This is a genomic window from Microcosmobacter mediterraneus (genome assembly GCF_031846265.1).
Classification (GTDB): domain Bacteria; phylum Bacteroidota; class Bacteroidia; order Flavobacteriales; family Flavobacteriaceae; genus Microcosmobacter; species Microcosmobacter mediterraneus.
Genome location: NZ_JAVRIA010000003.1, coordinates 292427 through 311480, shown reverse-complemented (window position 1 = coordinate 311480; position 19054 = coordinate 292427). Strand labels below are relative to the sequence as shown.

15 protein-coding genes are annotated in these 19054 nt (G+C 32.9%); 9 read left to right on the top strand and 6 right to left on the bottom strand.

Annotated features, from left to right (window positions below; all coding sequences use genetic code 11):
* Positions 1–12: 12 nt before the first annotated feature.
* Positions 13–2235: a M1 family metallopeptidase gene (locus tag RM697_RS07820; RefSeq protein WP_311427310.1), complete on the bottom strand. Its 2223-nt coding sequence runs from the start codon at positions 2233–2235 to the stop codon at positions 13–15.
* A gap of 215 nt (positions 2236–2450) precedes the next feature.
* Here RM697_RS07820 and RM697_RS07815 point away from each other — a divergent pair, with 215 nt between their 5' ends.
* Entirely contained in the window at positions 2451–4946 is a 2496-nt protein-coding gene (locus RM697_RS07815; protein WP_311427309.1) for a sodium-translocating pyrophosphatase, read from the top strand.
* Positions 4947–5162: 216 nt separating this feature from the next.
* Here the strand turns inward: RM697_RS07815 and RM697_RS07810 are convergent, their stop codons facing one another.
* Positions 5163–6692, bottom strand: coding sequence for a GH3 auxin-responsive promoter family protein (locus tag RM697_RS07810; RefSeq protein ID WP_311427308.1), 1530 nt, complete (start codon positions 6690–6692; stop codon positions 5163–5165).
* 43 nt (positions 6693–6735) lie between these two features.
* On the opposite strand from RM697_RS07810, the gene RM697_RS07805 reads away from it, so the two are divergent.
* Positions 6736–7530: a DUF2797 domain-containing protein gene (locus RM697_RS07805; RefSeq protein ID WP_311427307.1), complete on the top strand. Its 795-nt coding sequence runs from the start codon at positions 6736–6738 to the stop codon at positions 7528–7530.
* Here the strand turns inward: RM697_RS07805 and rpsU are convergent.
* The 3 genes from rpsU to RM697_RS07790 form a co-directional block, all read right to left on the bottom strand.
* A complete protein-coding gene (gene rpsU / locus RM697_RS07800) occupies positions 7527–7721 on the bottom strand; it encodes a 30S ribosomal protein S21 (protein ID WP_311427306.1) in 195 nt (64 codons plus the stop codon). The genes RM697_RS07805 and rpsU overlap by 4 nt on opposite strands.
* A gap of 101 nt (positions 7722–7822) precedes the next feature.
* Positions 7823–10435, bottom strand: a complete 2613-nt coding sequence (locus RM697_RS07795) for an AsmA-like C-terminal region-containing protein (protein ID WP_311427305.1) — start codon at positions 10433–10435, stop codon at positions 7823–7825.
* Between the two features lie 84 nt (positions 10436–10519).
* Positions 10520–11224, bottom strand: a complete 705-nt coding sequence (locus RM697_RS07790; protein ID WP_311427304.1) for a queuosine precursor transporter — start codon at positions 11222–11224, stop codon at positions 10520–10522.
* Between the two features lie 72 nt (positions 11225–11296).
* On the opposite strand from RM697_RS07790, the gene folK reads away from it, so the two are divergent.
* Positions 11297–12424, top strand: a complete 1128-nt coding sequence (folK, locus tag RM697_RS07785) for a 2-amino-4-hydroxy-6-hydroxymethyldihydropteridine diphosphokinase (protein WP_311427303.1) — start codon at positions 11297–11299, stop codon at positions 12422–12424.
* On the opposite strand, the gene RM697_RS07780 is transcribed toward folK, so the two are convergent.
* Positions 12421–13197, bottom strand: coding sequence for an SdiA-regulated domain-containing protein (locus RM697_RS07780; protein WP_311427302.1), 777 nt, complete (start codon positions 13195–13197; stop codon positions 12421–12423). The two genes, folK and RM697_RS07780, sit on opposite strands and share 4 nt — an antisense overlap.
* 116 nt (positions 13198–13313) lie before the next feature.
* On the opposite strand from RM697_RS07780, the gene RM697_RS07775 reads away from it, so the two are divergent.
* Genes RM697_RS07775 through RM697_RS07750 form a run of 6 tightly spaced genes read left to right on the top strand, consistent with a single transcriptional unit; the run spans position 13314 to position 19007 of the window.
* Complete coding sequence (locus RM697_RS07775; protein WP_311427301.1) at positions 13314–14528, top strand: BaiN/RdsA family NAD(P)/FAD-dependent oxidoreductase; 1215 nt, start codon at positions 13314–13316, stop codon at positions 14526–14528.
* Positions 14525–15058 carry a DUF1697 domain-containing protein gene (locus RM697_RS07770; protein ID WP_311427300.1) on the top strand — a complete coding sequence of 178 codons (534 nt, stop codon included), beginning with the start codon at positions 14525–14527 and terminating at the stop codon, positions 15056–15058. The genes RM697_RS07775 and RM697_RS07770 overlap by 4 nt, the downstream gene beginning before the upstream one ends.
* 5 nt (positions 15059–15063) lie before the next feature.
* Positions 15064–16152, top strand: a complete 1089-nt coding sequence (locus tag RM697_RS07765; RefSeq protein ID WP_311427299.1) for a diphosphomevalonate decarboxylase — start codon at positions 15064–15066, stop codon at positions 16150–16152.
* A 28-nt stretch (positions 16153–16180) separates the two neighbouring features.
* A complete protein-coding gene (locus tag RM697_RS07760; protein WP_311427298.1) occupies positions 16181–17110 on the top strand; it encodes a mevalonate kinase family protein in 930 nt (309 codons plus the stop codon).
* Positions 17111–17157: 47 nt separating this feature from the next.
* Entirely contained in the window at positions 17158–18060 is a 903-nt protein-coding gene (locus tag RM697_RS07755; protein WP_311427297.1) for a geranylgeranylglycerol-phosphate geranylgeranyltransferase, read from the top strand.
* Positions 18060–19007 carry a carbon-nitrogen hydrolase family protein gene (locus RM697_RS07750; RefSeq protein WP_311427296.1) on the top strand — a complete coding sequence of 316 codons (948 nt, stop codon included), beginning with the start codon at positions 18060–18062 and terminating at the stop codon, positions 19005–19007. The genes RM697_RS07755 and RM697_RS07750 overlap by 1 nt, the downstream gene beginning before the upstream one ends.
* Positions 19008–19054: the final 47 nt, after the last annotated feature.

Here is a 19054-nt window from a genome sequence, read left to right as displayed (position 1 = left end):
TTTTAAAATGTATTAATTTTTTTGCTGATCTTTAAACTTGTCAAAATCTGAAGCTTCTTCTACTTTAGGAAAGCTATTGTTTTTATCATCAACATCTGCAAACTCACCTTTTGGGTCTATAATAACTTTGATAACTTGTTTGTCTTTGATGAATGTTTTTGTAGTCTCATATTCATTTGTACGCCAAATTTCTGCTGGCAAACGATCTATTTCTGTAGTGCCATCTGCATACTGCCACTCAATCGTTACAGGCATTACTAAGCCACCTTTATTTTTAATTTTAACCTCATAGATATTTTTGCCTTCAACTTGTTTTCTGATTTCTGGCTCATCAAGTCTAGATAGAAATTGTCCATAATTTGCATCAGGTGTACTTACCATTTTTATTTGTTCTGGACCACCAGAAAAATCTTTAGCTTTACCACCAGCGTTTTCTGAAGTAACATTCAAATCACCTTGTTTTTGTTTATCCTCTATACTTACTTCTGGTTCTACTTTAAACCATTTTACATCTGCTAACTCTATATCTACGTTATCTGTTGTGAAGAACCAACCTCTAAAAAACCAATCTAAATCAGTAGCAGTGGCATCCTCTAAGGTTCTAAATAAATCTGCAGGATTTGGATGCTTGTATTTCCAACGGTTAGCATACTCTTTAAAAGCTTGATCAAATAACTCTTCTCCTACAATAGAGTTTCTTAGCATTTGTAAACCTACTGTTGGTTTCTGATAATAATTAGCACCAAACTGACTTAACAAGTCATTATCTGAAGATGTCATTATTGGTCTTAGAATATTTTTATCACCTTTCATAAATGGCACAATACTTTTTGGTGTGGTATGGTTAAAATCTGGATAACGTTCCTTGACAGTACGTTGATGTAAAAAGGTGTTTAAGCCTTCGTCCATCCACATCCATTGACGCTCATCTGAGCTTACAATCATAGGAAACCAATTGTGCCCAACTTCATGGATAATAGTACCAATCATTCCAGCTTTAGCGTTTTTACTCATTTCGCCTTTACTGTTTGGTCGCCCACCATTAAAACTAATCATAGGAAACTCCATACCAATATTGGAAGTATTCACAGATATAGCAACAGGATAAGGATAATCAAAAGTAGCTTCAGAATAGACTTCTAAGGCATGCATCACTGCTTTAGTAGATTCTTCTTGCCAAACTGGTAAGCCTTCATTTGGATAGAATGACATGGCCATAACTTTATTGGATGGTAATTGTACAGCTTGGGCATCCCAAATAAATTTACGAGACGAAGCCCAAGCAAAATCTCTAACGTTTTTGGCTATCATACGCCAAGTTTTAGTTTTGGTTGTTTTGCTTTTTTCAGCTGCGTTGGCTTCTTCGGGAGTTATTATTAGCACAGGTTTGTCAAATGTTTTTTCAGCTTTAGCTAAGCGTTGGCGTTGTGTTTTGGATAAAACATCATTTGGATTTTGAAGCGATCCTGTAGCAGCAACTACATGATCTGCAGGAACGGTAATTTCAACATCATAATCACCAAACTCTAATGCAAATTCACCCAGCTTCTGAAACTGTTTATTTTGCCAACCTTCTGTGTCATTATATACAGCCATTCTTGGAAACCAGTGGGCAATTAAATATACTGTATTATCATCTCTTGGGAAGTATTCATAACCTTCTCTTGATAATAAAAACATGCTGCGATCTGTAATAGGATAAGACCATCCTATTGAAAATGTTATAGATTCACCAGACTTTAAAGGTGAATCTAATAATACTTTCATCATGGTATTGTTTACAAGAGATTTAATGGTGTTACCACTTTCGTCTTTAATGTATTTAATAGAGTAGCCAGCAGGAAAATCAATAGCACGAGTCAAATATTGCATGTGTTGCGTATTCATTCCGTCTCTTACACCACCAAACACATAACCAAAATCTTCATTTTCTTTTCTATTTACGTTTTGTTCTAACTGAATCCATAAGTACGCTAAGTCATCTGGAGAATTGTTGTAATAAGTGATAGTTTCATCTCCACTTATAGTATTGTTTTTTTCATCTAGTGATGCCTTGATAGTGTAGTCAGCTCTTTGTTGCCAGTATTCTTTACCTGGAGCACCACTAGCTGTTCTGTAGCTATTAGGTGTTGGAAGAAGATCATCTATTGGTTCAAACTTTCCTTTCCAAGGTTGATTTTGAGAAAAACTTGTAGAAGCAAAGCAAAGGCATAATAGTGCTAAAAAAAAGCGCATAGTCATTAAGATTAAATTAGTTAACTGCAATATACAATATCAAGTTTTAAAAAAATCTTAAAATGTCTTTTTCTAATTTAATGTACATGCTAAAAAAAGACCGAATAAATCAATATTAATAAGCTTTAAAATAGGCGAAAAAGGGTTTTTTAGTTCTCTTTGATTTTACTACTTTTGCCGAGCTAAATAACAAATCAAAATTAAATAACATAAATATGGAATCATTAATGATTTATATGCCAATAGCTTTGGCGCTTTTAGGATTAATTTACATGCTAGTAAAGCAATCTTGGGTTATGAAACAAGACGCTGGAGATGGTAAGATGAAAGAAATTTCAGATCATATCTATGAAGGTGCATTGGCATTTTTAAATGCAGAATATAGATTACTTGCAGTATTTGTAGTAATTGTAGCATTAGCATTAACAGCTGTGTCTTTTATTGTACCAACAACGCATTGGTTAATTGTAATTGCCTTTATTTTTGGTGCTGTATTTTCTGCTTTCGCTGGAAACATCGGAATGAAAATCGCAACTAAAACTAATGTAAGAACAACTCAAGCTGCACGTACAAGTTTACCTAATGCATTAAAAATCTCTTTCGGAGGTGGTACTGTTATGGGTCTTGGTGTTGCTGGTTTAGCAGTATTAGGTTTAACTGTATTCTTTATCATATTTTTCAACGTTTTCATGGATGGAACTTGGACTAATACAATGGATATGACTATTGTGTTAGAAACATTAGCAGGTTTCTCTTTAGGAGCTGAGTCTATAGCATTATTCGCAAGAGTAGGTGGTGGTATCTATACTAAGGCTGCAGACGTTGGAGCGGATTTAGTTGGTAAAGTAGAAGCTGGTATCCCTGAAGATGATCCTCGTAATCCTGCTACTATTGCAGATAATGTTGGTGATAATGTTGGTGATGTTGCAGGTATGGGAGCCGATTTATTTGGATCTTATGTAGCAACAGTATTAGCTGCAATGGTTCTTGGAAACTACGTGATTAAAGATATGGGAGGAAATATTGGAGAGGCCTTTGGAGGCATTGGTCCAATATTATTACCAATGGCAATTGCTGGAGCAGGAATTATTATTTCTGTTATAGGCACAATGCTTGTAAAAATTAATAATAACGATGCTAAAGAAGCTCAAGTAATGGGCGCTTTAAACATTGGAAACTGGACATCTATTATCTTAGTTGCTGTATCGTGTTTCGGATTAGTAACTTGGATGCTACCTGAAACAATGAAAATGAATTTCTTTGGCGAAGGTTTAGTTGAAATTTCTGCAATGCGTGTGTTTTACGCAACCTTAGTTGGTTTATTTGTAGGAGCAGTTATTTCTTCAGTTACTGAATACTATACAGGATTGGGTAAAAAACCAATCTTAAATATTGTACAACAATCGTCTACTGGAGCAGGTACTAACATTATTGCTGGTTTAGCGACAGGTATGATATCTACATTCCCTTCAGTTTTATTATTTGCAGGTGCTATTTGGGCGTCTTATGCTTTTGCTGGATTCTACGGTGTGGCATTAGCAGCTTCTGCTATGATGGCAACGACTGCTATGCAACTAGCAATTGATGCTTTCGGACCTATTTCAGATAATGCTGGTGGAATCGCTGAAATGAGTGAACAAGAGCCAATCGTTAGGGAACGTACAGATATATTAGATTCAGTTGGTAATACTACTGCTGCAACAGGAAAAGGATTTGCTATTGCTTCTGCTGCATTAACGTCTTTGGCTTTATTTGCTGCTTATGTAACGTTTACAGGAATTGATGGCATTAATATCTTTAAAGCACCAGTATTGGCTATGTTATTTGTTGGTGGAATGGTGCCAGTTGTATTTTCTGCATTAGCAATGAATGCTGTAGGTAAAGCTGCTATGGAAATGGTAGAAGAAGTACGTCGTCAGTTTAGAGATATTCCTGGAATTATGGAAGGCACTGGTAAACCAGAATATGATAAGTGTGTTGCAATTTCTACGCAAGCCTCTTTAAAAGAAATGATGTTACCTGGTTTATTAACTATAGGGTTTCCATTAGTTATTGCATTTGTTCCTATGTTATTTGGAATGGATCATCAAGCTATTGCAGAAATGCTTGGTGGTTATATGGCTGGTGTTACGGTTTCAGGTGTGTTATGGGCAATCTTCCAAAATAATGCAGGTGGTGCTTGGGATAATGCAAAGAAGTCTTTTGAAGCTGGTGTTGAAATTAATGGTGAAATGACTTATAAAGGTTCTGATGCACATAAAGCTGCAGTAACTGGTGATACTGTTGGTGACCCATTTAAAGATACTTCTGGACCATCAATGAACATCTTAATCAAATTAACATGTCTTATCGGTTTGGTTGTAGCACCAATTTTGGGAGGTCATGAAACTGAAGAAGGTTTCGCAATGACTCAAGAAGTAAATGTTTGGATTGATAAAGATGGGACTAAACATGAAGTTACAGGTGATGCTCAATTTAGTTCTGAAAAAGAAATTAAAGTTGAGATGACCACAAATGACGATGGAACGGTTAAAGCTGTAGTGACTACAACAACTACTGAGAATGGTGAGGACGTTACTAAAGAAGAAATCTTTGAAGGAACAGAAGCCGAAGTAAAGGCTAAGATTGACGCATTAGAAGATGTTGATACTAGAGTTAAAGGCAAGAAAGTCGTTAAAAAAATTATAGAAGACGTTGAAGAAACTAACTAAGTTTTTTTAATACAGATATAAAAGAAAACCACGCTAATTAGCGTGGTTTTTTATTTTGGATTGATTAATAATATTGCTTAACAATATCGATAACACTGGGTGTATTTTCTTTCTTTACTCCGTAAATATAGAATTAACATTGTAAGATAAAAACTACTATTAGCAGTTTTAGATAAAGCAGTATATATAATCGTTAAAAGAAATTTGGTCTACAGGTTATCGATGAATTGAGGTCATATTCAAGGCTAATAGCTCGTCTAAGTAGTCTCTTGTATTAGATAATCTTGGTACTTTATGCTGACCTCCTAATTTATCATTAATTTTTAACCAATCATAAAATAAATGTTGACGTGCAATATTTACCTTAGGTTTGTTTAATGTCATATTGTTATATCGCTTAGCTTCATAATCTGAATTTAGAGACTGCAATGTTTTATCAAAAAGCTCATTAAAAAGATTCAAATCTTTCGGAGGTGTCTTAAACTCTATAAGCCATTCGTGAGCACCTTTATCCTTTCCTTGCATAAAAATTGGCGCAGCTGTAAAATCAATAATCTCAGCATTCGTAGACTTACAAACTGTTTTAAGAGCATCTTCTGCGTTTTCAATAATAAGTTCTTCTCCAAATGCATTGATATGGTGTTTGGTTCTTCCAGTTACTCGTATTCGGTAAGGTTTTGTAGATGTAAACCGAATCGTATCTCCAATTTTATAACGCCATAATCCTGCATTAGTAGTTATAATTACAGCATAATTTTTATCAACTTCAACTTCACTTAATGGGATAATTTTTTCAGTCTTAGTGCCATAAGTATCCATAGGTGTAAACTCATAAAAAATACCATAATCTAACATTAATAAAAGCTCAGAAGAATCATTCTTATCTTGAATTGCAAAAAAGCCTTCAGATGCATTATAGATTTCATAATACTTAAAATCTGATTTTGGGAGTAAGGATTTATACTGATCCATGTAAGGTGTAAAGCTAACACCGCCATGAAAGTAAACTTCCAGATTTGGCCAAATATCGAATAAACTCTCTTTGTTTGTATGTTCTAGAATATTGTTTAATAGTACTAACATCCAAGAAGGAACACCTGCTAAACTCGTAACATTTTCATTTATCGTTTCTTCAACAATCGCTTGCATTTTGTATTCCCAGTCGCTCATTAAAGACACTTTACTGCTTGGTGTACTGCTAAATTCGGCCCAAAACGGCATGTTATCTATAAGTATAGCAGATAGGTCGCCAAAAGCAGTTCCATTTTCCATGTAGAGTTCTTTACTGCCACCTAATCGCAAACTTTTCCCAGTGAATAATTGAGAGTCTTCATTGTTATTAAGATACATACACAATAAATCTTTACTCGCAGCATAATGGCAATCTTCTAGGGATTCTACACTAACAGGAATAAATTTACTTTTAGCATTAGTAGTTCCGCTAGATTTTGCAAACCATTTAATAGGAGAAGGCCAAAATATATTTTGTTCGCCTTGTCTAGAGCGTTCAATAACACTCTGAACATCTTCATAAGACGATATAGGAATACGTTCTGCAAAGGTTTGGTATGATGTAATAGATTTAAAATCGTATTGCTTTCCTAACTCAGTGTCTTTGGCTGTATCTATAAGGTTAAAGAGAAGTTCTTCTTGTACTTCGTTAGGATATTTAAGGAACAATTCAATCTGATGAAATCGTTTCTTTAAAAACCACGAAGCAATAGAATTTACTAAAGGAATTGGCATGGATTAGCTATCTTTAACTCGACTAAAATAACAAAAATCTTTTATGAAGTATCAAGGAGTTCTTACAAAAATGCAAACGGAGTTCTTGCAACCTATTCAATATTTTTTAGTATTTGAAACAGATTTTATTAATCTTAATCAAATGCTTAATAAAACAATGCAAATAGAATTAATTGGGCAACAATGTTTATGTTGTAAATTACATAAGGATATTTATAGACAGGGATTTTGTAAACGTTGTTTTTTTGATAAACCTCAAGCAGGTGATTGGATAATGAGACCAGAATTAAGTACTGCACATTTAGATAAAGAGGATAGAGATCTTGAATACGAAAAAAAAGTGCAGCTTCAGCCTCATATTGTTTACTTAGCTAACTCTAGTAATGTAAAAGTTGGTGTAACAAGAAAGAGTCAAGTACCAACACGTTGGATTGATCAAGGTGCTCATGAAGCTATAGAAATAGTAGAAGTACCTAATCGTTATTTAGCAGGTATTACAGAAGTAGCTTTAAAACAGTATATTAGTGATAAGACGAATTGGCGGAAAATGCTAGCAAACTCTATCGAAGATGTTAATCTTATAGAGTGGAGAGAACGTTTAAAATCATTTATTCCTAAAGAAGCGTTTCCATATTTTTTAGATAGTAATAAAGAAACTGTGATAGATTTCCCTGTAGAGAAATATCCAGAAAAGCCTAAGTCATTAAATTTGAAAAAGGAAAATTCTTATTCAGGAAAATTGAAAGGAATAAAAGGACAATATATCATCTTTGAAGATGATACTGTATTTAATATTAGAGCTAACGAAGGGTTAGTCGTTGAGATCAGCTTGGTTTAAACGTTTTCAGCGTCTCTTAATCTTTGGATGTAGGCAGCCTTTTGGATTTCACGTCTTCTCTTTACAGATTTTTTTGTGAATTGCTTACCTTCTCTAAGATTGTTCATGATCTTAACATTTCTATGCTTACGCTTGTAACGTCTTAAAGCACGTTCTATGTTTTCACCTTCTTTTACACTTATAATTATCATAGAGATTCTATTTTTCTATATTATTGTTATGCTCGTTTTGTTAAAACGGGATGCAAAGAAACAAATTTATAATGAATTTTAAGAACTTTTTTATGGTTTTTTTATCTGTTTAAAGAGTCTTTCTTTTTCTCTTTTTTCTTACCACCTAATAGACCACCAAGTATACCTTTTACTGTATCTGTGGTAGATGTCGTTGTTGAGTCTGTTTCTTTCTCCTTATCGTTTCCCGTAATTCCGCCTAAAAGCTCATTAATTTTGTCTTTACCCTTGCCAATAATTTGTTGTTTTTGTATCTCAATAAGCTGTTGAGTTAGCTTAGAAACCGAACTTGTTAAATCTGTTTTAACAGTTGGTTGCTTAAATGAACCACCAATGGTTGCTGTAACAGGAACTGTAATGTCTTTGGCAGAATCGTCATTTAGTTTTGAAATAAAATTATTAATTTCTGTACCAAGATATTTTGCTGGCACATTAAAAACGGCAATATAATTCATGCTTTCATCAAAGCCATGAGTTCCAGAAATTTCAACATCTATATCGTTATATTTAAGATTAAATGGTTTAACACTAACTTGTCCGTTTTCAAAAGAGAGTTTAGTCTTTACATCCTTTAAGTCTAATTTTTTAAAATCTATAAATGATAGTGCTCCACTTAGTTTTTCTAGCACATCTCCTTGTAATGGATTTACAGTAGATGTTAATATTTCGGCCAAAGCATTACCTGAAACAGTAGATATATTTGGGGAGAAACTTTTATCTAAACTTCCATTAAGAGCAATAGTAGTATTTAGTTTTCCTTGTAAAGTTTTGGCAATAGGTGCTAAGTTTTGTAGAAGCTCTAAGTCTTTAAAAGATTGAGCAATATCAAAATCATTGGCACCTAAGTTAAGATTAAACGTTGGTGTTTTTTCTTTAGTTGATACAAGACCTCCAATTGCCAATTTACCATCAAAAATATCTGAAGTCATGTTTTGTAAGTCGGCTTTTTGGTCTGCAATAACTAATTTACCTTTTACGTTTTTTAGCTCTAAATTATCGTATAAGACTGTTTTTGCATTGGCATTAATAGTACAATCTAAAAACTCAGGAATTCTAAGAGATTCAGAATCGGAAGTGGTTTTATTATCCTCAGATATTGTAGTGTCTTCAATCATAAAATCGCTAATAGCAAACATATTAGAGGTTACGTTAAAGTGACCTTTTAGTTTTTTTTCACTTAATAAAAAACCAAGCAAATTAGTTATTGTTCCGTTGGCTTTAAAATCTGATGTTCCGCTAGATGCATCAAATGATTTTAGTGTAACATGATTGGGTTTAAATTCTATATCTGATTTTGTTATAGCAAATGGATTTACAATATCTTTTGAAGAATATTCGAAGTTAGAAATTGATAAATTGCCATTATTTTTTATACGCTCAAAAGCATTAGTCTCAATAGCTTTCATATCAAAGGAAGAATTAACCTTTCCTTTTAAAATACCTTGTAAGTCGTTTTCTAATTTTATCGGATAAACTTTAGTAATATTCTGAAGATTCAACACACCATCAATGTTAGCGTTGACCATCATATTAGATGTTAATTGACGAATAGTTGCAGAAGATTTAAAGACATCTTTATCTATTTTAAAATTCAGTCTATCTATAGCTATAAAGGTATCGTCAGCATTTCCTGTTTCATTTTTTAAAGAAGTATTTATGCTAATATTCTCAACACGTTTTGGTAGATCAGGATACTTAAAAGAAGCATTGTCTGAGGTGATATTAATATCTAATTTTGGGATGGTAGTTTCTGAGACTTTACCTCTTATTTTACCATTAACTTTAAAATCTCCAGTGGTTTCAACATCATCTAAATTTTTAGCATAGGCTTTAGGAATAACAGCTAAAAAATCTTTAAATGACGATTCCGGATTTTCAAAGGTAATATCAACGTCTTGAGCATTATCTAATTGTTGCACATAACCTCTAAACTTTAATGGTAATTGATTAATAAACCCATTATTATCTTTAAATGTGTAAATGCTGTTTTCCAAATCTAAATCTATTAAAGCATCAAGCTTTATGGAATTATTACTGAGGTAAGATGTGCTATCAATGATTAGACTAACATTAGCTTCTGTTTTGGTATCAAGCTCTGAAGTTGAACCAGAAAATATACCATGACCATTGTGGTTTAAAGCTGTAATAAAAAATGACGTATTAGAACTTTCGTCTATAAACGAGAAAGCACTGTCTTCTATAGAGTAATCTTTAATATCAAAACTAAAACCTTTATTAGTATTATTTGTATTCGTATTTGCAAGAGAATCTGTTTTAATAATATCATAGTTTGTAACACCTGCAGTATTCGTTTTTAGAGTAAGCAATGCTTCATCAACAGCTATTTCATTAACAACCAAAGGACCATCACTTTCAGATTTCCAGAGTTCTGAAATAGGCATTTCAAAATTTATAGATTTTGCTGTCATTAAAGTTTCACCTTTAAAAGGCTCTGCATTTGTAATATTCAAATTATCTATGGTGACGTTTGCCTTAGGAAAACTGATTATTAGACTTAAACTAATATCATCAAATTCTACTTTTGCATTAAGGTTTTCATCAGCATAAGCCTGAACTATAGCATCAATTTTAGACTCTAATACGAGAGGAATTACAGCCAAAATGGCAAAAATAATAAGCAATAGTATTCCAGTAATTTTTAAAAATTTTTTCAAAATGAATGAATTTGTAATAGCTATACTGTTATATACGCAAAGGTGAGCGTAAAAGATTACAGATGTATAAACTTTAAGATAAATTTATAGAAGCTCTATCTCTTCATTTACCTTTAATTTGAATCGTTTTCTGAATAGGTACACTCCAAGATAAAGAAAAGGTGTATCTAAAAAGGCAACTAAAACTTTAAATAAAAAACCACTAATTAAAAGACCTTTAAAACTACTCCATGGTAAAACTTCAAAAAAACAAAGTAGAGATACAATAGAAAGCGTATCTATAAATTGAGAGAACCAAGTAGAAAAATTATTACGTAGCCATAAATGTTTTCCTTTGGTAAGACGTTTCCAAAAATGATAGATTCTTATATCAATCAATTGTGCAAGTAAATAAGCGAGCATACTAGACCCAACAGCTAAAATTGTTCTTCCAAAAACTTCAGAGAATAGAGGATCATCAATTGGCGAGTTACTTAAAGCTGGGACTTTATCGGCAACTAATATGATTAGAACTGAAAAAAGAGAAGCGAAAATTCCAGCAATCACAATATCATTAGCACGCTTTTTTCCATAGATTTCACTAATTAAATCTGTAATTAGAAAGGTTATAGGATAGGGTAAAATACCAACTGAAATTTCAAAAAGCTTAGAGCCAAAAATTTCTACATCAAAAGGATACCAATAAAAAAACTTCTGAAAAATAAGATTAGAAACCACTAATGATGTAATAAACAAAGCACCTAGAAAAAGATAGATACGTTGGGCTAAAAGTTTGTCTTTTAAGGTCATCTAAATTTGTGAATAATTCGCTGTAGTAAATATAGAGGATTAATATTTGTTTTACTTAATTTGCTGTCGTTTATGGATGTATCTAACCACGTTTACATAGCTCTTGGAAGTAATAAAGGCAATAAGTTTAAAAACTTACAAGATGCTCTTTTTGCAATCCATGCTAAAGTTGGTACTATAAAAAGTATTTCAAAAGTTTATAAAACCGAAGCTGTAGGTTTTGAAGGTGATGCATTTTTGAACGCTTGTGTAGGTTTGGAAACATATTACAAACCAAAACCGTTACTAAAACGGCTGTTAAAAATTGAAAAAGAGCTAGGAAGAACACGATCTAAAACCAAAGACTATGAATCGAGATCTATAGATTTAGACATCATTTTTTATAATGATTTAATCCTAGACTCAAAGTCATTAATCATTCCTCATCCAGAAGCTCACAATCGTCAGTTTGTATTGCAACCACTTAATGATATTGGAGCTAGTGTTGAACATCCAGTTTTTGGAAAATTAGTAAGCATCTTACAATCTGAATGCGAGGAAGATAAAAGTATTGAGGCGCAGAATATTTGGTTAAAAAACCCAAGTAAAGATTATAACTTTTCTAAATATAATTACATAGCAATAGAAGGAAATATAGGTGCTGGTAAAACGAGTTTGGCAACTAAAATATCTAGAGATTTTAATGCTAAGCTTATTCTTGAACGTTTTGCAGATAATCCATTTTTACCAAAATTTTATAAGGAACCAGAGCGCTATGCGTTTACCTTAGAAATGTCATTTTTAGCAGATCGTTATCAGCAAATAAGCGATGACTTAGCGCAGTTCGATTTGTTTAAAGAATTCATTGTAAGTGATTATGATGTTTTTAAATCCTTAATTTTTTCTAAGATTACATTGCCAATAGATGAATTTAGATTGTACCGAAAGTTATTTTATCAGGTCTATAAGGATATAGCCAAGCCAGAACTTTATGTGTATTTATATCAGAATACAGAGCGTCTTCAAAAAAATATTAAGAAACGAGGTCGTAGTTATGAAAAACATATAGAAGATGACTACCTTGATAAGATCAATGCTGGTTATTTAGAATTTCTTAAGGAACAAACCGAACTCAATGTAAAAATCATTGATATCTCTGATAAAGATTTCGTGAAAAATCGAGAAGATTACCTCTGGCTTTTGGATGAAATTTGCGCTTAATTATTTGGTATTTTTATTTCGTATAAATTACCACCTTCAACGCCTAAATACTCATCAGCAATGTAAAGTATGCTATCGTTTTTAAAACACACACTTTCTTTTTGCGAACTGTGTTTAAAATCCACAAATTTTTTGGAACCTTTTAAAAATTTGTGGCCTTTAAAATTAGAAAATACGTAAGCACTTTTCTCATTGAGTAATACAATTTTTGTACCATCAGCATTGATGTCTGCCGAGGTGATCCAACAACCACTATTATCACAACTTTTAAATTCATCTAAGTATTTTGCACTGTAATTCCCGGCTACAGAGGGTAATTGGTACAATTTAGTAAGTCCTTTTTCTTTAGGTGATCTACTTTTTGTAAATAGATATAAACTGTCTTTAAAGAAGAAAAATGCCTCACTATCAAAATGGCGTTTCTTTTTCTTTGGTGGAAATTTTAGTTGCTCAGGATATGAGAAGGCTATAATCTCTGGAGTTACAGTTTTATGTTGTAATGAATCTTTTGAAATCTTGTAAATAGAAAGCTGTCTACTATCGTTGTCATTGTTTCCAAAATTACCAATGTAAACATTCCCTTCTGGGTCCATAGTCAAATCTTCCCAATCTCTATTTTTGGCTTTTATTTTTAGCTCTTTAATAATTTGTCCTTTAGAGTTTACACCATACAGAATGGGTTTGTTGCCACTATCATTAACCATCCAAAATAGATTATTATTGTGGTCAAAGGCAATGCCAGAAACCTCGTTTATAGCCATTGGTATGTCCATAATAACCTTTAGCTTGCCTGTATTGCAACTGACAAATAAAATGCAAAAAAATAAAAGATAATTTTTCAAGAAGGACTAGAATTATATTATGGTAAATTTACGTTGTTAAATTTATAATGAAACATTACGACGTTATTATTGTTGGAGGAGGTGCTGCAGGCTTTTTTGCAGCAATCAATATTGCTCAAAACACAGAAGCCTCAGTCGCAATATTAGAGCGAGGAAAAGAGGGCTTACAGAAAGTTAAGATTTCAGGTGGCGGACGTTGCAATGTCACTCATGCTCAGTTTATACCATCGGAGTTAGTACAAAATTATCCAAGAGGCGAGAAAGAGTTATTAGGACCATTTCATCGTTTTATGACTGGTGATACCATTGAATGGTTTGAGCAGCGTGGCGTGGAATTAAAAATTGAAGAGGATGGTCGGATGTTTCCTGTTTCTAATACATCACAGACTATAATTGATTGTTTTTTAAGTGAAGCAAAAACATCGGGAGTTGAGGTTATGTATGGTTATTCGGTTAAATTTATTGAGCCAAATGAGAATCGATGGACTGTAGCAACCAATCAAGGCGATTTTATATCAGAACAAATTGTAATAGCTACAGGGAGTAACCCAAAAATGTGGCAAGTGCTTAATCAACTTGGGCATCGTATTTCAAAACCTGTTCCATCCTTGTTCACTTTCAATATTGATGACAAGCGTATAAAAGATATTCCTGGTGTAGTGGCGAAGGATGTTGAGGTTAAGATCTTAGACACTAACCTATTGAGCGAAGGTCCTTTGCTCATTACACATGTTGGAATGAGTGCACCAGCTATTTTAAAACTATCGGCTTTTGGAGCCATTGAGTTAGCAAAACTTGACTATAGATTTGATATTGAAATTAACTTTATTAGAACATCTTTTGAAGATTGCGTGTTTCAATTAAAAGCCTTAAAACACGAGCTTAATAAGAAAACTGTATATAAATTTTCACAGTTTGAATTACCAAAAAGACTTTGGCAGCAATTGGTTTTAGCATCTCATATTTCTGAAGTTACAACTTGGGCAGAACTCAATAGAACACAACTTGAGGATTTAGCCAAACAGCTAACCAAAGCTGTATTTAAGGTTAATGGCAAAAGTACGTTTAAAGAAGAATTTGTTACAGCTGGTGGTGTGGATCTTAAAGAAGTTAATTTTAAGACCTTTGAAAGTAAACTACATAAAAACTTATATTTTGCAGGTGAAGTTTTAAATATCGATGCAGTAACAGGAGGATTCAACTTTCAGAATGCTTGGACAGGAGCATTTATTGTAGCTAAAGCAATAGGCAATAACCAATGAAAACATACATTGTATTATTAAGAGGTATCAACGTTGGAGGTCATAGAAAAGTACCAATGACTGAACTACGAGAAATACTTTCCCAAGCTGGTTTTGTTAGTGTAAAAACCTATATTCAAAGTGGAAATGTAATTTTACAATCTTCATTTTCAGAGCCAGTTAAAATTAAGAATAGCATACAGAAGTTAATAAAGGATCATTTAGGATTCGACGTTCCTGTATTAGTTAAATCGCGAAAAGAATTACAACGTATTTTTGATGATTGTCCATTTCCTGATACTAAGAAACAACAAGCCTATTTTGTCTTATTAAGAGATACTCCAAAGCAAGAATTAGTTACAAAGGCTAGTGAAAAAACCTATCAAAATGATGAGTATGTAATCCTTAATGATTGTATATATTTGTTCGCTTCTAAGGGCTTTGGTCAATCTAAGTTTAATATGAATTTCTTTGAACGAAACTTAGAAACAAGTGCTACAGCAAGGAACTATAAAACAATGCTAAAGTTATTATCTTTGTCATCTGATTAACTGCTATGACAGAAAAAGATTTTATTCCTAAACCTTATCCAAAATTAATTGAAAGTGGAAGTCATTCTTGGTCTTCTCCTAGCAATATTGCATTAGTAAAATATTGGGGAAAAAAGGAAAGCCAAATTCCTGCTAACCCTTCAGTAAGCTTTACCTTAGATGCATGTAAAACAACTACAACAGTAAAATATAAGCGTTTAGAACAACCTAACTCTGAATTTTCTTTTGATGTATATTTTGAAGGCGATAAGAATGAAGCATTTAAACCTAAAATTAAAACCTTCTTTAAACGAATTGAGGGTTATTTGCCATTTTTAAAAGAGTATCATTTTATCATAGAAACCTCTAATACCTTTCCACATAGTTCAGGTATTGCATCCTCTGCATCAGGAATGAGTGCCTTAGCATTGTGTTTATTAACTATTGAGAGAGACCTCTCGATTCCGCTCGAGGTAACAGAAGAATATTTCAATAAGAAAGCATCTTTTTTAGCAAGATTAGGTTCAGGTAGTGCTTGTAGAAGTATAGAAGGTGATTTGATTGTTTGGGGAAAACATACTGATATTGAAGGGAGTTCAGATTTATTTGGATCAAAATTCCCTTATAAGGTGCATGATAATTTCAAGAATTATCATGATACTATTTTACTAGTCGATAAAGGCGAGAAGCAGGTAAGTAGTACAGTTGGTCATGACTTAATGCATAATCATCCTTTTGCACAAGAGCGTTTTAAACAAGCACATAACAACTTGTCAAGATTAATAAATGTTTTTGAAACAGGTGATTTGAGGGCATTCATTGAAATTGTGGAGAGCGAAGCGTTAACCCTTCATGCTATGATGATGACTAGTCTTCCGTATTTTATTCTTATGAAACCAAATACTTTAGAAATAATCAATAAAATATGGAGATTTAGACAAGAAACAGGCAGAAATATCAGTTTTACTTTAGATGCTGGAGCAAATGTTCATGTACTTTATCCTGAGTCTGAAGCCAAGGAAGTTTATGAATTCATTAATAACCAGTTGGTTGTGTATTGCCAAAATGGTCACTATATTTGCGATAGAATTGGTTTTGGAGCGAAACAATTGTAACTTTACTATCCAAATCAGTTCTTAAACTATGAAAGGACCACTTTTTTATTCTAAGATTCTACTCTTTGGTGAGTATGGTATTATCAAAGATTCCAAAGGATTATCAATTCCATATAGTTTTTACAATGGCGCTTTAAAGATGAATGATGAAAATTCGGATTCTGCTAAAGCATCTAATAATGGGTTGAAGCTTTTTGTAGAGCATCTAAAAACTATTGATTCTGAAATTGTAGAATTTGATTTTGATTCCTTAGATAGAGATGTTGAATCCGGAATGTATTTTGATTCTTCTATTCCTCAAGGCTATGGTGTAGGTAGTAGTGGTGCTTTAGTTGCAGCGATATATGATAAATATGCTAAAGCTAAAATTACTGTTTTAGAAAACCTAACTAGAGAAAAACTTCTAACCTTAAAGACCATTTTTGCGGAAATGGAATCGTTTTTTCATGGTAAGTCTTCAGGATTAGACCCTTTAAACAGTTACTTAAGTATACCTATTCTTATCAACTCTAAAGATAATATTGAAGCTACAGGTATTCCATCTCAAGAGTCTAGAGGTAAAGGTGCTGTATTTTTATTAGATAGCGGTATTATTGGTGAAACAGCTCCAATGGTTAGTATTTTTATGGATAATATGAAGCAAGAGGGTTTCCGTAAAATGTTGAAAGACCAATTTATTAAGCATACAGATGCTTGTGTAGATGACTTTCTTAACGGTGATATTAAATCATTGTTTAAAAACACAAAACAACTCTCTAAAGTGGTACTTAATCACTTTAAGCCAATGATTCCAAAGCAATTCCACGAACTCTGGAAAAAAGGAATTGAAACGAATGAGTATTACCTCAAATTATGCGGATCAGGTGGTGGAGGCTATATTCTAGGTTTTACCGAAGATTTTAATAAAGCTCAGCAATCACTCTCTGATTATAAATTAGAAGTGGTCTATAACTTCTAATTATTTGTCATCCTGAACTTGATTCAGGATCTCATCAAAGCAAGTTTATGCTTACTAGAAAACAAAAACATATTCTGATTAAATTTTTCAGCATGTTTTCCGTGGTAAGAGGTTATAATATTCTAGTTATTGTAATAGCACAGTATCTAACTTCAGTTTTCATTCTAGCTCACAATAAACCTCTTAGTAAAGTACTATTCGACTTTAATCTATTGGCTTTGGTATTAGCTTCTGCAGCTACCATAGCAGCAGGTTATATAATTAATAATTTTTACGACTCAGAAAAGGATTTAATAAACAGACCTCAAAAGTCCATGTTGGATCGTTTGGTGAGTCAGAATACTAAGCTATCCTTTTATTTTGTGCTTAATTTTATTGCAGCCGTATTAGCTAGCTATGTATCTTTTAATGCTGTATTGTTTTTTTCTGCATATATATTTGGAATATGGTTCTATTCGCATAAACTTAAGAAATTGCCTATTGTTGGAAATTTAACGTCAGCAATTCTAACCATACTTCCCTTTTTTGCCATTTTTATGTATTACAAAAATTTTGAAAATGTCATATTTATACATGCGCTGTTTTTGTTTTTATTAATTTCTATGAGAGAGTTGACTAAAGATTTGGAGAATATGAAAGGTGATTTAGCCTTAGGCTACAGAACAATTCCAGTAGCATATGGTGAACAAACCTCTAAAGTTATGCTAACCTTATTGGTACTATTGACTGCAGTTTTAGTCTTTGTTCTTACCAATTATTTTTCATTAGGTAACATGCATTATTACTTTTATATAAGTGTAATGTTATTATTGATTTTCCTACTATTGCTGTGGAGATCCAAACAGAAAACTCACTATGTTTGGCTTCATAATATTTTAAAATTTATCATTGTTGCAGGAGTCTTCTCAATTGTTTTATTAGATGTAGACCTTGTGTTAAATAGAATTTAATGGAACATACACTTAAAGTTGCCTTAGCACAGATTTCCCCAGTTTGGTTAGATAGAAAAGCAACATTAAAAAAAGTAGAGGCTTCAATATCAGAAGCTGCAAAGGAAAATGCCGAACTTATTGTTTTTGGCGAAGGCTTAGTTCCAGGTTATCCGTTTTGGTTAGCTTTAACTGGAGGCGCAGAATGGAATACTACTATAAATAAAGAATTGCATGCGCATTATGTGTCTAATGCGATCACTATTGAAAAAGGCGATTTAAATTCGGTTTGTGCCTTGGCAAAAGACCATAAAATTGCTGTGTATTTAGGAATCATAGAGCGACCATTAGATAGAGGAGGTCATAGCATTTATGCGTCTTTGGTCTATATTAATGAATATGGAAAAATACAATCTGTACATCGTAAACTTCAACCAACCTATGATGAACGTTTAACTTGGTCTCCAGGAGATGGTCATGGATTGCAAGTACATCCATTAAAACAATTTACGGTTGGTGGACTCAATTGCTGGGAAAATTGGATGCCATTACCTAGAACTGCGCTTTATGGTCAAGGTGAGAATTTACATATAGCTGTTTGGCCAGGAAGTGACCATAATACTAAGGATATTTCACGTTTTATTGCCAGAGAATCGCGCTCTTTTGTGATTTCGGTTTCTAGTTTAATGAACAAAAATGACTTCCCTGATTCTACACCACATCTAAATAGAATTATAGAAAATTCACCTGAAATATTGGCAAATGGTGGTAGTTGTATTGCTGGACCAGATGGTGAGTGGATCACAGAACCTGTCTTGCATAAAGAAGGGTTGATTTATGAAACTTTAGATTTTAATCGTGTATTAGAAGAGCGTCAGAATTTTGATCCTGTTGGACATTACTCTAGGCCAGATGTTACTAAATTGATTGTGAATAGAGAACGCCAAACAACGGTTGAAATTAAATAGGTAATGTCAACTAATGTCATACCTTTGCAGCCAAATTAAAAGAGACT

What these genes read in the sequence shown, in the direction of transcription:
- folK (WP_311427303.1), top strand. Translation starts at nt 11,297, where the DNA reads ATGGATGTATCTAACCACGTTTACATAGCTCTTGGAAGTAATAAAGGC.
- RM697_RS07790 (WP_311427304.1), bottom strand. Translation starts at nt 11,224, where the DNA reads ATGACCTTAAAAGACAAACTTTTAGCCCAACGTATCTATCTTTTTCTA.
- RM697_RS07820 (WP_311427310.1), bottom strand. Translation starts at nt 2,235, where the DNA reads ATGCGCTTTTTTTTAGCACTATTATGCCTTTGCTTTGCTTCTACAAGT.
- RM697_RS07805 (WP_311427307.1), top strand. Translation starts at nt 6,736, where the DNA reads ATGAAGTATCAAGGAGTTCTTACAAAAATGCAAACGGAGTTCTTGCAA.
- RM697_RS07815 (WP_311427309.1), top strand. Translation starts at nt 2,451, where the DNA reads ATGGAATCATTAATGATTTATATGCCAATAGCTTTGGCGCTTTTAGGA.
- RM697_RS07755 (WP_311427297.1), top strand. Translation starts at nt 17,158, where the DNA reads ATGCTTACTAGAAAACAAAAACATATTCTGATTAAATTTTTCAGCATG.
- RM697_RS07780 (WP_311427302.1), bottom strand. Translation starts at nt 13,197, where the DNA reads ATGGACATACCAATGGCTATAAACGAGGTTTCTGGCATTGCCTTTGAC.
- RM697_RS07810 (WP_311427308.1), bottom strand. Translation starts at nt 6,692, where the DNA reads ATGCCAATTCCTTTAGTAAATTCTATTGCTTCGTGGTTTTTAAAGAAA.
- RM697_RS07750 (WP_311427296.1), top strand. Translation starts at nt 18,060, where the DNA reads ATGGAACATACACTTAAAGTTGCCTTAGCACAGATTTCCCCAGTTTGG.
- rpsU (WP_311427306.1), bottom strand. Translation starts at nt 7,721, where the DNA reads ATGATAATTATAAGTGTAAAAGAAGGTGAAAACATAGAACGTGCTTTA.
- RM697_RS07760 (WP_311427298.1), top strand. Translation starts at nt 16,181, where the DNA reads ATGAAAGGACCACTTTTTTATTCTAAGATTCTACTCTTTGGTGAGTAT.
- RM697_RS07775 (WP_311427301.1), top strand. Translation starts at nt 13,314, where the DNA reads ATGAAACATTACGACGTTATTATTGTTGGAGGAGGTGCTGCAGGCTTT.
- RM697_RS07770 (WP_311427300.1), top strand. Translation starts at nt 14,525, where the DNA reads ATGAAAACATACATTGTATTATTAAGAGGTATCAACGTTGGAGGTCAT.
- RM697_RS07765 (WP_311427299.1), top strand. Translation starts at nt 15,064, where the DNA reads ATGACAGAAAAAGATTTTATTCCTAAACCTTATCCAAAATTAATTGAA.